The organism is Sphingomonas adhaesiva, from assembly GCF_036946125.1.
Taxonomy (GTDB): domain Bacteria; phylum Pseudomonadota; class Alphaproteobacteria; order Sphingomonadales; family Sphingomonadaceae; genus Sphingomonas; species Sphingomonas adhaesiva_A.
Genome location: NZ_JAQIJT010000002.1, coordinates 680,605 through 695,678, shown reverse-complemented (window position 1 = coordinate 695,678; position 15,074 = coordinate 680,605). Strand labels below are relative to the sequence as shown.

At 71.1% G+C, this 15,074-nt stretch carries 14 protein-coding genes; 1 reads left to right on the top strand and 13 read right to left on the bottom strand.

The annotated features are described in order from the left end of the window. Nucleotides 1–80: 80 nt before the first annotated feature. The 12 genes from gspN to PGN23_RS09485 all read right to left on the bottom strand — a co-directional run bounded on the left by gspN (nucleotide 81) and on the right by PGN23_RS09485 (nucleotide 11,322). Nucleotides 81–791, bottom strand: a complete 711-nt coding sequence (gspN, locus tag PGN23_RS09540) for a type II secretion system protein N (RefSeq protein ID WP_335302647.1) — start codon at nucleotides 789–791, stop codon at nucleotides 81–83. Next, nucleotides 788–1,267 carry a type II secretion system protein GspM gene (gene gspM, locus PGN23_RS09535; RefSeq protein ID WP_335302646.1) on the bottom strand — a complete coding sequence of 160 codons (480 nt, stop codon included), beginning with the start codon at nucleotides 1,265–1,267 and terminating at the stop codon, nucleotides 788–790. The genes gspN and gspM overlap by 4 nt, the downstream gene beginning before the upstream one ends. Beyond that, nucleotides 1,264–2,352: a type II secretion system protein GspL gene (gene gspL, locus PGN23_RS09530; RefSeq protein WP_335302645.1), complete on the bottom strand. Its 1,089-nt coding sequence runs from the start codon at nucleotides 2,350–2,352 to the stop codon at nucleotides 1,264–1,266. Before gspL ends, gspM begins: the two co-directional genes overlap by 4 nt. Then, on the bottom strand, nucleotides 2,349–3,317 hold the full coding sequence (gene gspK, locus PGN23_RS09525; RefSeq protein ID WP_335302644.1) for a type II secretion system minor pseudopilin GspK: 969 nt from the start codon (nucleotides 3,315–3,317) through the stop codon (nucleotides 2,349–2,351). The genes gspL and gspK overlap by 4 nt, the downstream gene beginning before the upstream one ends. Next, nucleotides 3,304–3,948 (bottom strand): type II secretion system minor pseudopilin GspJ, encoded by a 645-nt coding sequence (gene gspJ / locus PGN23_RS09520; RefSeq protein ID WP_335302643.1) that lies wholly within the window; start codon nucleotides 3,946–3,948, stop codon nucleotides 3,304–3,306. The genes gspK and gspJ overlap by 14 nt, the downstream gene beginning before the upstream one ends. Next, entirely contained in the window at nucleotides 3,945–4,367 is a 423-nt protein-coding gene (gene gspI / locus PGN23_RS09515; RefSeq protein WP_443019759.1) for a type II secretion system minor pseudopilin GspI, read from the bottom strand. The genes gspJ and gspI overlap by 4 nt, the downstream gene beginning before the upstream one ends. Continuing rightward, nucleotides 4,354–4,857, bottom strand: coding sequence for a GspH/FimT family pseudopilin (locus PGN23_RS09510; protein WP_335304562.1), 504 nt, complete (start codon nucleotides 4,855–4,857; stop codon nucleotides 4,354–4,356). Before PGN23_RS09510 ends, gspI begins: the two co-directional genes overlap by 14 nt. A 20-nt stretch (nucleotides 4,858–4,877) precedes the next feature. Beyond that, a complete protein-coding gene (gspG, locus tag PGN23_RS09505) occupies nucleotides 4,878–5,315 on the bottom strand; it encodes a type II secretion system major pseudopilin GspG (protein ID WP_335302642.1) in 438 nt (145 codons plus the stop codon). A gap of 22 nt (nucleotides 5,316–5,337) precedes the next feature. After that, on the bottom strand, nucleotides 5,338–6,561 hold the full coding sequence (gspF, locus tag PGN23_RS09500) for a type II secretion system inner membrane protein GspF (protein WP_335302641.1): 1,224 nt from the start codon (nucleotides 6,559–6,561) through the stop codon (nucleotides 5,338–5,340). Between the two features lie 143 nt (nucleotides 6,562–6,704). Then, nucleotides 6,705–8,276, bottom strand: a complete 1,572-nt coding sequence (gene gspE / locus PGN23_RS09495) for a type II secretion system ATPase GspE (RefSeq protein WP_335302640.1) — start codon at nucleotides 8,274–8,276, stop codon at nucleotides 6,705–6,707. After that, the gene (gspD, locus tag PGN23_RS09490; protein WP_443019807.1) at nucleotides 8,273–10,486 is read right to left on the bottom strand and encodes a type II secretion system secretin GspD; all 2,214 of its coding nucleotides are present in this window, start codon (nucleotides 10,484–10,486) and stop codon (nucleotides 8,273–8,275) included. Before gspD ends, gspE begins: the two co-directional genes overlap by 4 nt. Beyond that, nucleotides 10,486–11,322 carry a type II secretion system protein N gene (locus tag PGN23_RS09485; RefSeq protein ID WP_335302638.1) on the bottom strand — a complete coding sequence of 279 codons (837 nt, stop codon included), beginning with the start codon at nucleotides 11,320–11,322 and terminating at the stop codon, nucleotides 10,486–10,488. Before PGN23_RS09485 ends, gspD begins: the two co-directional genes overlap by 1 nt. Before the next feature lie 133 nt (nucleotides 11,323–11,455). On the opposite strand from PGN23_RS09485, the gene PGN23_RS09480 reads away from it, so the two are divergent. Beyond that, a complete protein-coding gene (locus PGN23_RS09480; protein ID WP_335302637.1) occupies nucleotides 11,456–12,085 on the top strand; it encodes a prolyl hydroxylase family protein in 630 nt (209 codons plus the stop codon). A gap of 268 nt (nucleotides 12,086–12,353) precedes the next feature. Here the strand turns inward: PGN23_RS09480 and PGN23_RS09475 are convergent, their stop codons facing one another. Next, nucleotides 12,354–15,044 (bottom strand): TonB-dependent receptor domain-containing protein, encoded by a 2,691-nt coding sequence (locus PGN23_RS09475; RefSeq protein WP_335302636.1) that lies wholly within the window; start codon nucleotides 15,042–15,044, stop codon nucleotides 12,354–12,356. Nucleotides 15,045–15,074 lie beyond the last annotated feature (30 nt).

The window sequence follows — 15,074 nt, the reverse complement described above, 5'->3', positions numbered from 1 at the left end:
CGTGCCCCTAGCGGTGACCGGGGCAGGACGTCAAGCGGATTGGCACCTCTACGCCCGGCACGAACGAATGTCCGGCGCGCCTAGAACCGCCCCTCCACCGCCAGCGTCCTCGCCGCGCCGTTGGCGACGAAGCCGCCGGCGTCGAGCCGTCCGGCGATCAACGGATCGGTCGGGACCAGCGTCAGCTCCGCACGATACCGTCCATCGGGCCACAGCCGCAGCGCCGCCCCCTCCCCCGCGCCGTTGGACAGCGGCAGCAACAGCGCGCCGACATCGCACCGCGCGGCGCCGCTCAGCGCACCCGGCAACGGTTGCCCCTGCCAGCTGCCCGACAGGCTGGCGCGAACGCGTCCCTCCGCCCCCTCGCACGCGCCATCGACGAACCGCACGCTGACATCGTCGAGGTCGAGCGCGGTGACCGGCAGCGGCGCAAAGGCGCTTCCCGGTGACAGCGGGCCGGTGGCGTTCAGGATCGCCGCCCGGCGGCGCCCGATCTCCACCACCCCCGACAGGCCGTCACCCGGCGCGGACAGCGCGATACGCGCGCGCCCGATCAGCAGCGCCAACGGCGACACCCCGGCCCTCAGGTCGCCCAGCGCGATGTCGCCGAAACGCGCCTCCACCAGCCGCCCGGACCACAGGCTGCCGCGGACCTCGCGCGCGGAGAAGCCCTGCGCGTCGAGCCCGGCCCAGCCCAGCGCCAGCCGCATCGGCAGGAGCGCGACCACCGCGATCGCGAACATCGCCAGGAACATCGCGCGGCGGCCGGTGGCGAGGCGGATGCGCATCATGCGCCCCGCGCCGTCAGCGTCATCTGCGCGGAGACCGCCGTCCCGCCCGCACCGCTGACGGTCAGCGAATCGACCAATACCCCCTCGCCCTCCAGCGCGGCGATCCACTGCGTCAGCGCGCCGGCACGGACGGTCGCGATCGACACGCGCACGCGCTCAGGCGATTCGGCATCCAGCCCGGCCAGCGTCAGCCCCGCCGACTCGGCACGCGCGCGCACCACGTCGACCAGCGCGCCGTTGGGCGTGGGCAATTGGCGTCGCTGGATCGCCTTCACCTGCGACAGCGCCGCCTCCGCCTCGCCCAGCCTGACGACCGCCTGGGTATAACGTTCACGCGAGTCGGACAGCCCGCCGCGGACCGGACGGATGACGCCCGCCCACAGCACCGTCACCACCGCCAGCGCGACCATCACCAGGATCAGCCGCCGCTCGCGCAGCGACCGCGCGTCGAACCAGGCGCGCAGGGGCGCGATCACGGCCGCACCGTCATGTCGCCGGCCAGCCGGCCGTTGATCTGCTGGAACACGCTGGCGTCGACACGGAACCCCGCCGCCTCCAGCCGCCCCTTCACCGCATTGGCCTGCACCTCGCCCGGCAGCAGCAGCGACACCTTGAGCGATCCGTCGGGCTCGAACCGCAACGCCGTCACCTCACCCTCCGGCACCGCCTCGACCGCCTGATAGACGGCGGCGGCGGTGCGCGTGAACCCCTGCCCCGGCCCGCGCAGCCGCGCCAGCCGGTCCGCCAGCAGCCGCGCCGGGTCGCCGCCCTTCGGCGCGCCGCGCGGCAGCCCCTGGCGCGCGATCACGTCGGCGCGCGCCTCGATCGCATCCGCGCCGAAGGAATAGCGCATCACCCGCACCACATCGATCGCGAGCGTCGCCAGCAGGATCAGCCCGGCGAGCACCGCCAGCCGCCGTACCAGCGCCCAGTCGATCGCGCGCCGCCGTCTGCGCGCGAACGGTCCCTGCCGCAGGTCGACCACCGGCGCCGCCGCCGCCGCGATCGCCGCGGCCTGCACCACGCTGCGCTCCAGCGACACCGGCGCCTCGCCCGCGGTGACCAGATCGGTCAGGCGCGCCTCGTCCGCCCAGCCGGTGGTGCGCCCGCGCGCGACGCTCTGCCCCGCCAGATCGGCGCGGACATAGCCTTCCTCGGGCACCGGCAGCAGCAGCGGCGCGGGGACGACCGCGGCGGGATCGATCCCGCGCTCGGCCAGCGCCGCCAGCCACGCCGCCATCCGCGCCGGTGCCACGACCGCGATGGCCCGCTCGCCATCGCGTTCCTCGCCCACCGCGACATGCAGGTCGTGCGCGGGCTCGGCGGTCGCATCGCTCACCACGATCCGTGCCGCGGCACTCGCCTGAGCGGTGGAGCGGGCGGGCAGCGCGGCCCAGTGCAGCGTCACCGCATCGGCGGGCGCGACCGCGATCACCGCGCGATCCGCCTCGGCCACGGGCGCTCCCTCGCCCTCGTCCGCGACGCGTTCGCCCTCGATCCGCCACCAGCGCCAGGGCAGCGAATCGTCGGGCGGCAGGAAAAGGACCGTGGCGGCTGTCATGGCGCATCCCCCCATTGCCGCGACACGACGCGGACGGGAAGACTCCTCGCGTCGATCAATGCCTGTTCGTGCAATTCGGCGTCGCCGCTGGTCACATCCACCGCCAATGCGAACCAGCGCGACGTCACCCCGGTCTGTGCGCGCGCATCCATCGCGGGCGTCCCGCCGCCCGCCAGCGACAGCTGGTTCCAGAACGGATCGACGCTGCCATAACCGCCGGGCGGGCGGCGGCGGATCAGCGCCTCCGCCTGCGCCGTCCCCGCCGCATCGGGCAGCAGCATCGCGAGCAACACCGCCTGTTCGGGCAGCAGCGTGTTGATATTGATGACGGAGCGGTCCGCGGTCGGCAGCGTGCAGACCCATGGCCGTATCGCGCGATACGCCTCCGCGGTGACGCCGCGCACCGCGCGCAATTCGCTGGGGTCGGCCATCGCGGTGCCGGCGGTGCGATACCCGCGATAGCTCTCGTCCTCCGCCCCGCCGGGCAGCGCGACGTCGTCGCTGTCGATCCAGTCCGCGGTGGCCGCAGCGATATTCTCAGCGCCCGGTACGCGCAGCAACCGCAGCAGTCGCGCGAACTGCGCCACCGCCAGCGGGTTGGCGATCGACGTCCCGTCCGGGTTGCGCGCGACCAGCGCGTTGAGGTTCAGGCAATTGCCGCCGTCGACCACGCGCGCCACCGCGGTGCCTCCGGGGATCGGCAGCCCGAACGGCCGTCCGCTCCATCCACCGTCCAGCGTCACGCGGTCCGTCGCCTGGCGCAGCAGCGCGGTCACGCGCGTCGTCGCCAGCGTCTCCGCGGCATAGGCATAGCCGCGTGCGCCATCCAGCGCGACCGCATTCGCCGTCAGCCGCGTGGACAGCCGCAGCCGCTCCAGCGCGGTCGCCGCCATCACCGCGATGACCGCGACGAGCAGCAGGACGGTCAGCAACGCGGCCCCGCGCTCACGATCAGGCGGGCGCATTCGTCGGTCCCGCGGTCGGTGCGGCGGTGGGGATCGCGCGCAGGCGCACCGCGCCGGTACCGACCAGGAACAGCAGACGCAGCGTGGTGCCGTCCGCGCGCGTCACGACCATCTCCGCGGCCTGCGGCAGCGCGGCGCGCGGGTTGCCATTCCACGTATCGCTCCACGCACCCGCGAAGCGGAAGCGCCAGCGCACCCCCCGTACGCGCTCCAGCAGCACCGCGGGCGGCAATGACGGCGCCCCGTCGAGCGCGGGATAGGCCACCCGCTCCAGCGCCCCGGCGTTCAGGCGATACTCCACCTTCTGCAATGTCGCGCGCGGGGCCGCATCGGGGTTGCTCCAGCCGGCGCGCACCAGCCGCAGCATCGGCGTCGCCATCGCATCGCCGCTGAACGCGGGCAGACGGACGCCGCGCACGTCGCGCGTCGGCCGGTCCTGCGCCTGCGCCAGATCGGCGGTCAGGATCGACGACAGCCGGTTGAGCGCGCCGGTATCGTCCAGCGCCACCGCGGTCGCCCCCTGCGCCTTGACGCTGAACGACAGCAGCGCCACCCCGGCCGCCGCGATCATGCCGAAGATCATCAGCGCGATCATGACCTCGACGAGGGTGAAGCCGTTGGCGCGCCTCACGATGCGGTCGCCAGCGTCGGGTCGGCGGGCGGTCGAACCATCGTCATCCGCCCCAGCACCGCGCCGTCCGCCCCCGCAACCGCGACATCGATACGCATCACATCGCCGTCGCCGATCGCGCTCACGTTGCGCGTCCACGTCCAGGCGCGCCCGCCGTTCTGCTCCACCCCCGTGGCGCGTCCGCGCAGCGGCGGCTGCGCCTCGGTCACCGCCTCGATCGCGACGTTGCGCGCGACCGTCTGTGCCAGCAGCGTGGCGGACAATATGCCGGTGGAGCGGATCGTCTGCCCCTCCAGCCGGATCAGCGCCAGCGCCGCGAGGCTGAATACCGCCAGCGCCACCATGATCTCGATCAGCGTGAAGCCGTTGCTGTGGCGGCGCCTGGGGGCGGAGCGCACCATCCCGTCACCCCGCGACACGGACGCTTCCATCCGCAGCGATCTCCACGTCGGCGCGCGCGCCCTCGCGGCGTAGCGTCACCGTGATCGGCCGGTCGGCCAGCCCGGTGGCGTCGAACGTCACCCGTTCGCGGACCAGTCCGTTGCCGGCGGAGGTACCGTTGCCCCAGCGCTCGACCCTCAACCCGCCCTCCACGATCGGTGCCCATTGCCCGCCGCGCCACCGTTCGAAGCCATAGCCGGTCGGGGTGATCCACAGGCTGACCGGGCGCGCCTCGATGATCGCGCTGTCGTGCGCAGCGCGGGTGCGCGCGGCGAAGCGTGTCGCCTCGTCCATCAATCGCCCGCGCGAATCCGGCATCGCCAGCACCGCCGCCGCTGAGGCGAGCCCGATGACGGTGATGACCACCATCAGTTCGATGAGGGTGAAGCCCGCCTCCTTCCCGTCGCCCCGGCCTCGAGCCGGGGTCCCGCTTCTTTCGCACGACGGCGCGGAAGCGGGACCCCGGATCAGGTCCGGGGTGACGGTCGTCACTGCCACGACCCGATATCGGCATCGATCCCGTCGCCGCCGTCCTTGCCGTCCGCGCCCAGCGTCCAGACGTCGGCCTGCCCGTGCTGCCCCGGCGAGGCGTAGAGATAGTCGCGCCCCCACGGATCCTTGGGCAGCCGCTTGACGTAGCCGCCCGCCTGGTAGCGCGCCGCGTCGGCGCCCGCAGGCGGGGAGACCAGCGCCGCCAGCCCCTGCTGCGTCGTCGGATAGGTGCCCATCTGCAGCCGGTAGAGCTCCAGCCCCTGCTCGATCGTCGCAATGTCGGCCTTCGCCTTCTGCACCCGCGCGGTGTCGCCCGACGGCAGCACGTTGAGCGCGACGATCGTCGCCAACAGGCCGATGATGACGATCACCACCATCAGCTCGACCAGGGTGAAGCCGTTGCGCTTCTTCCGCCTTTTCGTCTCGGTCCGCATAGAAACCCTCACTGGCCTGCCCCTATTGCCCTGCCAACGTGTTGAGCTGGAGGATGGGAAGCAGGATGGATAGCACGATCGTCGCCACGATGGCGCCCATCACCACGATGATGAACGGCTCCAGCAGCGACAGCGCGGTGGCGGTGAAGCGGTCGAACTCGCGCTCCAGATAGTCGGCGGCACGCTCCAGCATCTCGTCCAGCCGCCCCGCCGCCTCGCCGCTGGCGGCCAGATAGACCAGCAGCGGCGGGAACACGCCCGCGCGCCGCATCGCGGACGACAGGCTGCCGCCGCCGCGGATCGATTCGGTGATCTCGTCGGATGCGAGCTTCAGACGACGGTTGTGGATCGTGCTGCCGGTCAGCGTCAGCCCCTCCAGCAGCGGCAGGCGGCTGGCGACCATCGTCGACAGCGTGCGCGCCATCCGCGCCGCATGCAGGTCGCGCAGCAGCCGCCCCAGCAAGGGCACGCGCAACAGCCAGGTATCGAACGCGAGCCGCACCGGCGGCTGGCGCAGCGCCGCCCACGCGGCGAACCCGGTGCCCGCGATCACCAGCAGGATCAGCCACCACCAGCTGACCAGCAGGTCCGACAGCCCGATCACCAACCGCGTGAGCAATGGCAATTCCTGCCCCACGGTATCGAACTGCTCGACCACCTGCGGCACCACGAACGCCATCAGCGCGATCACCACGCCCATCGCCACCGTCGCCAGCACCGCTGGATAGGCCATCGCGGTCAACAGCTTGCCGCGGATTTCCGCCTGCCGCTCCAGCAGCGTCGACAGCCGCTCCATGATCTCCGGCAACGAGCCCGAGCTCTCGCCCGCGGCTACCATCGCGCGGTAGAGCGGCGGGAAGCTCTTCGCCTCGCGCGCCATCGCGTCCGCCAGTCGCCGCCCCTCGACCACCCCGGCATGGACGGTCTGGACGATCGCGCGCACCCCCTCCTGCTCGGTCTGGCGGGTGATCGTGCGCAGGCTCTCCTCCAGCGGCGACACGCGGTTGAGCGTCGCGAGCTGGCGCGTGAAGAGCGTCAGCTGCTTCCCCGACATCCGGGTGCGCGCGATATCCAGCCCGAACAACGGCCGCCCGCGCGCGGCAGGGGCCGCACCGGGCTCGATCCGCACGACATACAGCCGCCGCCGGTCGAGCGCCGCGCGCGCCGCCTCGACGGTGGCCGCGGCGACATGCCCGCGCGTCTCCTGCCCGCGCGTGTCGATCGCGAGATAGTCGAAGTCAGGCATGTGACGCCCCCCTCCCTGCAAGGGAGGGGCTGGGGGTGGGTCGCGTGCTCGCGATGCGGCCTCCCGCTGGTGAGCGGGTCCGTATCACCCGGCCTCTACCCACCCCCGGCCCCTCCCTTGCAGGGAGGGGGGCAGGTCGTGCCTCACCCATCCCCCATCACCTCCTGCGCGACGTCCGCATTCTCGCTGCGGCTCACCCGCACCGCTTCCTCGGCGGTGGTCACGCCCGCCTCGACCAGCCGCCGCGCGGCGGTGGCCAGGGTGTCGTTGTTGGCGAAGGTGTGACGCGCGATGGCATCTTCGTCGCCGCCCTCGTTGATGAGGCGGCGGACGGTCGCGTCGACGCGGACCGCCTCGTACACGCCGATCCGGCCGCGGAAGCCGGTCCGGTTGCACTGCTCGCACCCGACCGCCTCGTGCACGGTCGCGTTCGGATCGATGCCGAGCAGCGGCGCGACCGTCGCGGATGCTGCCACCGGACGTGCGCAATGTTGGCACAAACGTCGCACCAGCCGCTGCGCGATGACGCCCCGCAGCGTGCTGGCGAGCAGGAACGGCTCCACCTTCATATCGCGCATCCGCGTGATCGCACCGACCGCGTCGTTGGTGTGGACCGTCGACAGCACCAGATGCCCGGTCAGCGACGCCTGCACCGCGATCTCCGCGGTTTCGCGGTCGCGGATCTCGCCGATCATCACCACGTCGGGGTCCTGCCGCAGGATCGCGCGCAGCCCGGCGGCGAAGGTCAGCCCGACCTTCGGATTGACCTGCGTCTGCCCCACGCCCTCGACCGCATATTCGACCGGGTCCTCGACCGTCAGGATGTTGCGGCTGCCGTCGTTCAGCAGCCGCAGCGCGGCATAGAGCGTCGTCGTCTTGCCGCTGCCGGTCGGCCCCGTCACCAAAACGATGCCGTTGGGCTCCGCGATCGCCTCGCGCAGCAGCGCGTACATCGCCGGCGACATGCCCAGCGCGTCGAGGTCGATGCCCGCATTCTCCTTGTCGAGGATACGCAGCACCACCCGCTCGCCCGCACGGCTGGGCAAGGTGGACACGCGCACGTCGAGCAATTTGCCCCCCAGCGTCAGCCCCATGCGCCCGTCCTGCGGCACGCGCCGCTCGGCGATGTCCAGCCTGGCCATCACCTTGATGCGGCTGACCACGACGGGCGCGACATGCGGCGGCATCCGCAGCGTCTCGCGCAGGACGCCGTCGATCCGCATCCGCACGACGAGGCCCGTCTCATAAGGCTCGATATGGATGTCCGACACGCCGTTGCGCGCCGCATCCGCGATGACGCCGTTGATGAGGCGGATCGCAGGCGCGTCGTCGGCGGTGTCGAGCAGGTCCTCCGCGGTCGGCAGCCCCTCCGCCAGCAGGTCCAGCTCATCCCCCATCCCGACCGCGGCGGCGGCGGTCGCCTGCCCGTCCATCGCATAATGGTCGCTCAGCAGCCGGTCGAATGCGGGCGGCTCCACCACCGCCACATCGAACGCGCGCCCCAGCACGCGGCGCACCTCGATCAGCGCGCGCGGATCGCTCCCCTCGCGCAGCGCGACGCGCAGGTCGGATCCGGCGCCGTCCAGCACCACGCCGAACTTGCGCGCGAAGGCATAGGGCAGCTGCACCGGCGGCACGACAATGGGAATTGCCGCGGTCGGCCCAGACGTCGCTTCCTGCGCCGCCTCCACGTCCGCGCCGGTGCGCACGATCATTTCCGCTTCCCCGGGATCGTCACGACCGAGTTGCGATAGACCGGCACGCCGATGCGCAGATCCTCGATGCTGCCGGGCTGACCCGCCGGGGGCAGCGGCGGGGTGGTACCCATGTAATCGCGCACCAGCGTGTCGATCGAGGGCTCGCCGAGCGGGTCCTGCTGCCCCTGCTGGAGGCGGAGGTAGCCATAGCGCTGCTCGGTCACGCGGCGATTGTCGGCGGCGCTGCGGATCACGGTCGGGCGGATGAAGATCATCAGGTTGGTCTTCGCCCGGCTCTTCGCGCGGCTCCGGAACAGGTTGCCCAGCACCGGGATGTCGCCCAGCAGCGGGATCTTCTCGATCGTGCGGCGCTCCTCGTCGCTCAGCAGCCCGCCGATCACCCCGATCGCGCCGTCGTCGACGGTCAGCACCGTCTCCACCTCGCGCTTGTTGAGGATCAGGTCGGAATTGTCGTTCGACACCGGCCCCGCGATCGAGCTGACCTCCAGATGCAGGTTCAGCTTGATCGTGCCGGAGGAATTGACCTGCGGCCGCACGTCCAGCCCGATGCCGACATTCTGCCGCTGCGTCGTGCGGAAGGCGTTGTCGAAATTGCCCGACAGCGCCTCGCCGGTGGTGATCGGGATCTCCTGACCGACCAGCGTGTGCGCTTCCTGGTTGTCGATCGTCATGATCTGCGGGACCTGCAGCAGGTTGGACTGCGTATCGCTCTTCACCGCATTGATGATCGCGCCGAACACGGTCTGGCCGATCTGCCCGCCGAAGCCGCCGAACCCGCCGGTCGAGCCGATGATCGAATTTATCGCCGATTGCGTCAGCGTGTTCGACGCCGAATTGTTGGTCGTCGTCTCCGTCCGGGTCCCGTCCGCCGCGGTCACCACGGTGCGCGTGCTGCCCAGGCTCTGCGCCCCGATCGCGCCCGCGATCTGGAGGATGTTGGGCGCGGAATTGCTGAACGTCGACGCCGCGAACGCGCCGCCGTCCAGATTGCCCAGGATGAACTGCGCGCCCAGCCGGTTGACTGTGCTGTCGGACACCTCCGCGACGATCGCCTCCACCAGCACCTGCTGGCGGCGCTGGTCGAGCTGGCGGATCACGTCCGACAACTGGCGCTGCACGTCGCCGGGCGCGGCGATGACGATCGCGTTGGCGCCGGCATAGCGGGTGACGACCGCGGCGGTGCGCCCGCCCTGCCCGGTGATCGCGGCCTGCTGCGGCTGGCTGCCCTGCTGCACCGGCGCGCTGGCGGCCGGCGCGCGCGTGATCGGCTGCGGCGTGGCCCCCGTGCCGGTCGCGCCGGTGCTGGACGTCAGCCCGGTGCGCGTCAGCCCCTGCTCCTGCACCGCATCGGGCGCCTGCCCCACCAGCTGTTGCAGCACCGGCAGCAGCTGGTTGGCGTCGGCATTCTCCAGGAACACGACCTTGATCTCGGTCGCGTTGCGCGCGCTCTGGTCCAGATCGCGCGCGACCGCGGCGAGGCGCGCGACCGTCTGCGGATCGCCGCGCAGCGCGACCGCATTGCTGCTCTCGATCGCCACCGCGGAGACGCCGCCCGTGCCCCCGGCCGCGCCCGCGCCGGCATTGCCGCCGATCAGCCCTTGCAGCGCGGTCGCCACCTCCTGCGCGCGCGCGTTCTTCAGCGCGATGATGCGGGTGGCGGCGGTATCCGCGTCGATCCGCCGGATCACCTCGCGAACGCGGCGGACGTTGTCGGCGAAGTCGACCACCACCAGGCTGTTTCCGCCGCGATTGGCGGTGACGGACCCTTGCGCGCTCACCAGCGGGCGGACGGTGTCGAGCGCCTGGGCCGCGTCGATCGAGCGCAGCCGCACGATCTCCGTCACCAGCTGGTTGCGCGCCGCCCCCGCCACCCCGACGCGGCCGGGCTGCTGCGCGGCATTGTCGATCGGCTGGACGCGGAACGCGCCGTTGGCGGTCGGCACCGCGACCAGCGCATTGGCGCGCAGCGTGGAGAGGAACACCTCCAGATATTCGGAGCGCGACAGCGGGCGGTCGGTGACGACGGTTACCTTCCCCTGGACGCGATTGTCGATGATGAAGGTGCGCCCCGTCACCTTCGCCGCATCGGCGATGAAGGCGCGGATATCGGCGTCGCGCACGTTGAGCGTGGTCTGCGCCGCGACGGGAGCCGCCGCAGCCCCGAACAACGCCGGGACGAGAAGAATGGCGGGGGTCAGCGAGCGCATCATTGTTGTACCGGAATGGTCAGCGGGAGCGGACGGCCGTCGCGCTCCACGGTCAGGGACAGGGTGCCGCCGCTCGCGGCCTGGCGCGTCAGCTGTTCCAGGTCGCCGGGGCCGTTGATCGGGCGGCCGCCGACCTGCGTCACGACATCGCCGTCGCGCAGGCCGGCGGCGCGAAACGCCTCGCCGCCCTGTCCGCGCACGGTCAGGCCGCTGATCCGGCCGCCCTCGATCCGCGGGATGGCGTTGATGTCGCCGCGCAGTTCGTCGAGCGGCAGCGTGCGCCCGGCGAGCGCGGGGGCATTGGCGGGCGGCGGACCGCCGGGTGCCGGCGGCGGCGGTGCCGCGCTTCCGCCGCCGCCCTGGGATGGGTCGAGGAACAGCTCCTCGCTCGCGCCGCCGCGGTCGAGCGTCACATGGTCGAAGGCGACCGCCTTCAGCGTGACGCCCGGCGCCACTTCCTCGCCCACGGCGATGCTGCGCTGGACGCCGTCGGGCCCGGCGATGATCGCCCCGCCCTTCGCCTGCGCGCTATCCATGCGGGTGCCGAACAGCGTCAGCTGTAGCGCAGCAACGCCGGCCGTCCCCGGCGCCTGCGCCGCAGCGCCCCGGTAGAAGGGATCGAAGGCGGAGATCACCGCCGCCGGATCGGCCGGAATCGCCGGCCCCGCGGGAATCCACGCGCCCAGCGGCGATACCGGCGTCACGACGACCCACATCAGCCGCGCGCATTGCACCGCCAGCACGCCCAGCAGCGCCAGTTCGGCCGCGGAATAGACGTTCACGACGGGCAGCCGCCTGAGGATCGCCCGCGCGCGGGCGTCGAACTTCAATCGCATTCGGTCGGCCCAACTCCCCGCCCCAACTCCCGGCCACCGCCCGGCTAGGGTCGCCATGTTACAGCGGCGTTGCGGCCTTGTGTAATATTTCTCCGCTTGGGTGCAGTGGCGGCGCTGTGGCAAGGGCATCGGCATGGCCAGCGATCCCATCGTCACGCGGCTCGCCGCACAGCCCGGCATCCAGCGCGTGCCCAGCCCGAAGCTGACGTTGTTCATCAGGCGTGATTTCCTCGATCCCGACACCTGCGCCGCGCTGGTCGCGCAGATCGACGCGCACCGGCGGCCGTCGACCATCTCGGATTCGAACGGGGACGCCGCCTTCCGCACCAGCGAGACCTGCGACCTCCCCGCCGGCGACGCGGTCGTGGCGCGGGTGGATGCGGCGCTGGCCGACGTCACCGGCCTGGACCCCGCGTACGGCGAGCCGCTCCAGGGGCAGCGCTATGCGGTGGGGCAGGAGTTCAAGGCGCACACCGACTATTTCGAGCCCGATGGCATCGACTACGACCGCTATTGCAGCGTCGCGGGCAACCGCACGTGGACCGCGATGGTCTATCTGAACGTGCCCGACGCAGGCGGCGCGACGCGTTTCAAGGCGGTCGACAAGACGATCCAGCCGGAAACCGGCAAGCTGATATGCTGGAACAACCGCCGTCCCGACGGCTCGCTCAACCCCGCGACGATCCACCACGGCATGAAGGTGCGCGCCGGGACCAAGCACGTCATCACGAAATGGTACCGCGAGCGGCCGTGGGGCTGGTGAGCCTCGTATCTCGTCACTCCGGACGTGATCGAAACCTCTGCGAAGGTCGTGGATCGCTGGACGATTTCGCCGTTCCCCGGCGAAGGCCGGGGTCCAGTTGGCGTGGCTTTTCCGTCCGTTACCACCGTCCCCCACCTGGGCCCCGGCCTTCGCCGGGGAACAAGGAACCGAGTTTCGCAGAGGTTTCGAACAGGTCCGGGGTCCCGCTTTCCACGCTCCGTCGCAGAGGAAGCGGGACCCCGGGTCAGGCCCGAGGTGACGAAGCAGATCAGAACGTGACGCTGGCGCCCAGCGAGAAGATGCGGCCCAGCCGGTAGCGGTTGGTGAACACCTGCCGGTCGGCGAACGTCTGGAACTCGCGATAGCCGGTGCCGGTCAGGTTGCGCGCCTCGGCCTTGATCTCGAACTGGCCGCCGAACGCGCTGACGCCCTGCCGCGCGACGATGTCCAGCCGGACGCCGGGGCGCTCGATCAGGTCGGGCAGGCGGACGCCGCCGCCGCCCGCCACCGGGCCGCGATTGGTGACGCGGTCGCTGGCATAGCTGAACAGGAACGTCAGCTGCGACAGGCGCTCCTTGTCCTCCAGCCCGAGCTGGAGGTTGACCAGATGGTCCGACTGGCCGGTCAGCGCGCCGCCGTTGCGCAGCAGCACGTTCGCCGGCGTCAGCACCAGCTGGTTGCCGCTCAGCGGGCTGGCGATCGCCTCGCTGCCGGCGGTGATCGACGATTGCGTATAGGTGTAGTTGGCGATCGCGACGATCCGGTAGGTCGACAGCGCATCGACGCCGATCGTGTCGAGCGGCACGTACTTCTGGAGCTCGAACTCGCCGCCATACAGCTTGGCGCGCGGCGCATTGGCGAAGCCCGTCTGCAGGATCGAGGCACCGCCGGGGAAGAACGCGACCGCCTCGATCGGATCGTCGATCCGCTTGTAGAAGCCGGACACGCTCACGCGCTGGTCGCGCGCGAAATACCATTCGTAGCGCGCTTCGGCGTTGTACAGCTGCGAGTCCTTCAGGAACGGATTGCCCGAGAACAGGCGGTCGCTCTCGAAATCCTGGTACAGCTGCGGCGCGAGCTCGCGGAATTGCGGGCGCGCGATCGTCTTGGACCCGTGCACGCGCAGCTGCATGTCGCTGGCGAAATTCCACGTCACCGTCAGCGCGGGCAGCCAGTAGTTGTTCTGGATCCGCGTCCCCGCCGCCGCCCCGACCGGGACGACGCGCTCGTCGCCGCTCTCGTAGCGGACGCCCGCGGTCGCGCGCAGGCCATCGGCGATCTCTCCCTCGGCCTGCACATAGGCGCCGTGGACGCGCAGCGACGCATCATAGGCCGCGGTCCCGCTGTCGCTCGACGTGTTCTGAAGGTAGATGCCCTGGTTCTGGATGATGAAGTCGGACAGCAGATAGTCCGGCCGCAGCAACGACACCGCATCGGACAGGGCCGAATTGGACCGCGTCTGATAGCGGAAGGTATAGCGGCTCGAGGTGCGCGTCGTGTCGGTATAGGCATAGCCCGCCGACAGCGCGAGCGGACGATCGAAGGGCACGTTCCAGGTCGCATTGACCTGCCCCGACCACAATTCCTCCTGCAGCGCGCTGAACGCCACCGATGCGCTCTGCAATCCGGTCAGCGTGTTGGTGTAGCGGCCCAGCCCCTCGTTATACTGATAGGTGAAGGCGCGCTCGTACGGGCTGTTGCGCTTGGTGCGCGCATAGGCGCCGCGCGCGTCCAGCGACACGTCGCCGAACTTGAACTCGCCGACCAGCTGGGTGTCGCGCAGCTCGCGCTCGAACCAGTTGGTGTTCTGCACCTTGAACGGGTCGATGCCGTTGGGGAGCGTACCGATGTTGGCGGTCTGCCCGCTCGACAACCGCCCCTGCTTCAGCGTGTCGTGGATGTAGAGGTTGGTCAGGCGGATCTTGTGCTCGTCGAACTCCAGCCCGACGCCCAGCAGGCCGTTGACGACCGCGCGGTGGTCGGTCAGCACGGTCTGGAAATCGCTGAGCAGACCGCCCGAGGGATCGTCGGTCAGCTGCTGGCGCGAGCTGCGCGTGCGCCAGGTGTTCGACAGCCCCGCCGCCGCGATCACGCCCAGCCGCACCGACCCCAGGTCGGTCGAGCTGCCGAAGCTCGCCTCGTAGGAGAAGTTGGCGGGCAGATGACGGTTGCGCTGGAGGACCGTGGTCTGCGCATTGTTCAGGCCGACGACGTCGGCGGTCTGGACCGATCGCCCCGCGGCCCCGGCCGCCAGGACGGCGCCGGGCACCCGCCGGGTGCCGTCGTCGAACCCGGTCCAGTCATAGTCGCCGCCGCGATAGGTATAGCCAAGCTCGCTGGTGGTGACGGTGTCCGCGGCCAGCGATCCGCCGATCTGAAGGAAGGTCTCGTCGGGAACCGCCTTCGTGGTCAGGTTGATGACGCCGCCGCCGAACTCACCCGGATAATTGACCGAATAGCTCTTCTGCACCAGCGACGACGCGACGACGCTGGTCGGAAAGATGTCGAGCGGCACGACGCGGCGCAGCGGCTCGGGGCTCGGCAGCGGCGAACCGTTGAGGAGCGACGACGAGTAGCGATCGCCCAGGCCGCGGACATAGACGAAGCCGTTGCCGACCACCGACAGCCCGGTGACGCGCGACAGGGCGCCGGCGATGTCGCCCTCGCCCGTGCGCGCGATGTCCGCGCTCGACAGGATGTTCACCACCGCGGGCGTGGCGCGCACCGCATTGGGGATGTTGCGGCCGACGACGACGATGTCCCCTTCCAGCGCGCCGCCCGGGGTGGACACCTCCACCTGCTCCTCCGCGGCCTGCGGCTCCGCGGCGGCATCGGGCGCGACGCCGGCCGGCGGCGTGGCCGATGGCGAGGTCGGGGCGGGCGACGCGGTCTGCGCCGCGGCGACGGCCGGCATCAGCATCGTGCTGGCCAGCAGGAGGGAATGGATCGAGAATGTCATGAAGGCCGCGCCTTATCTATGATGTTCGCG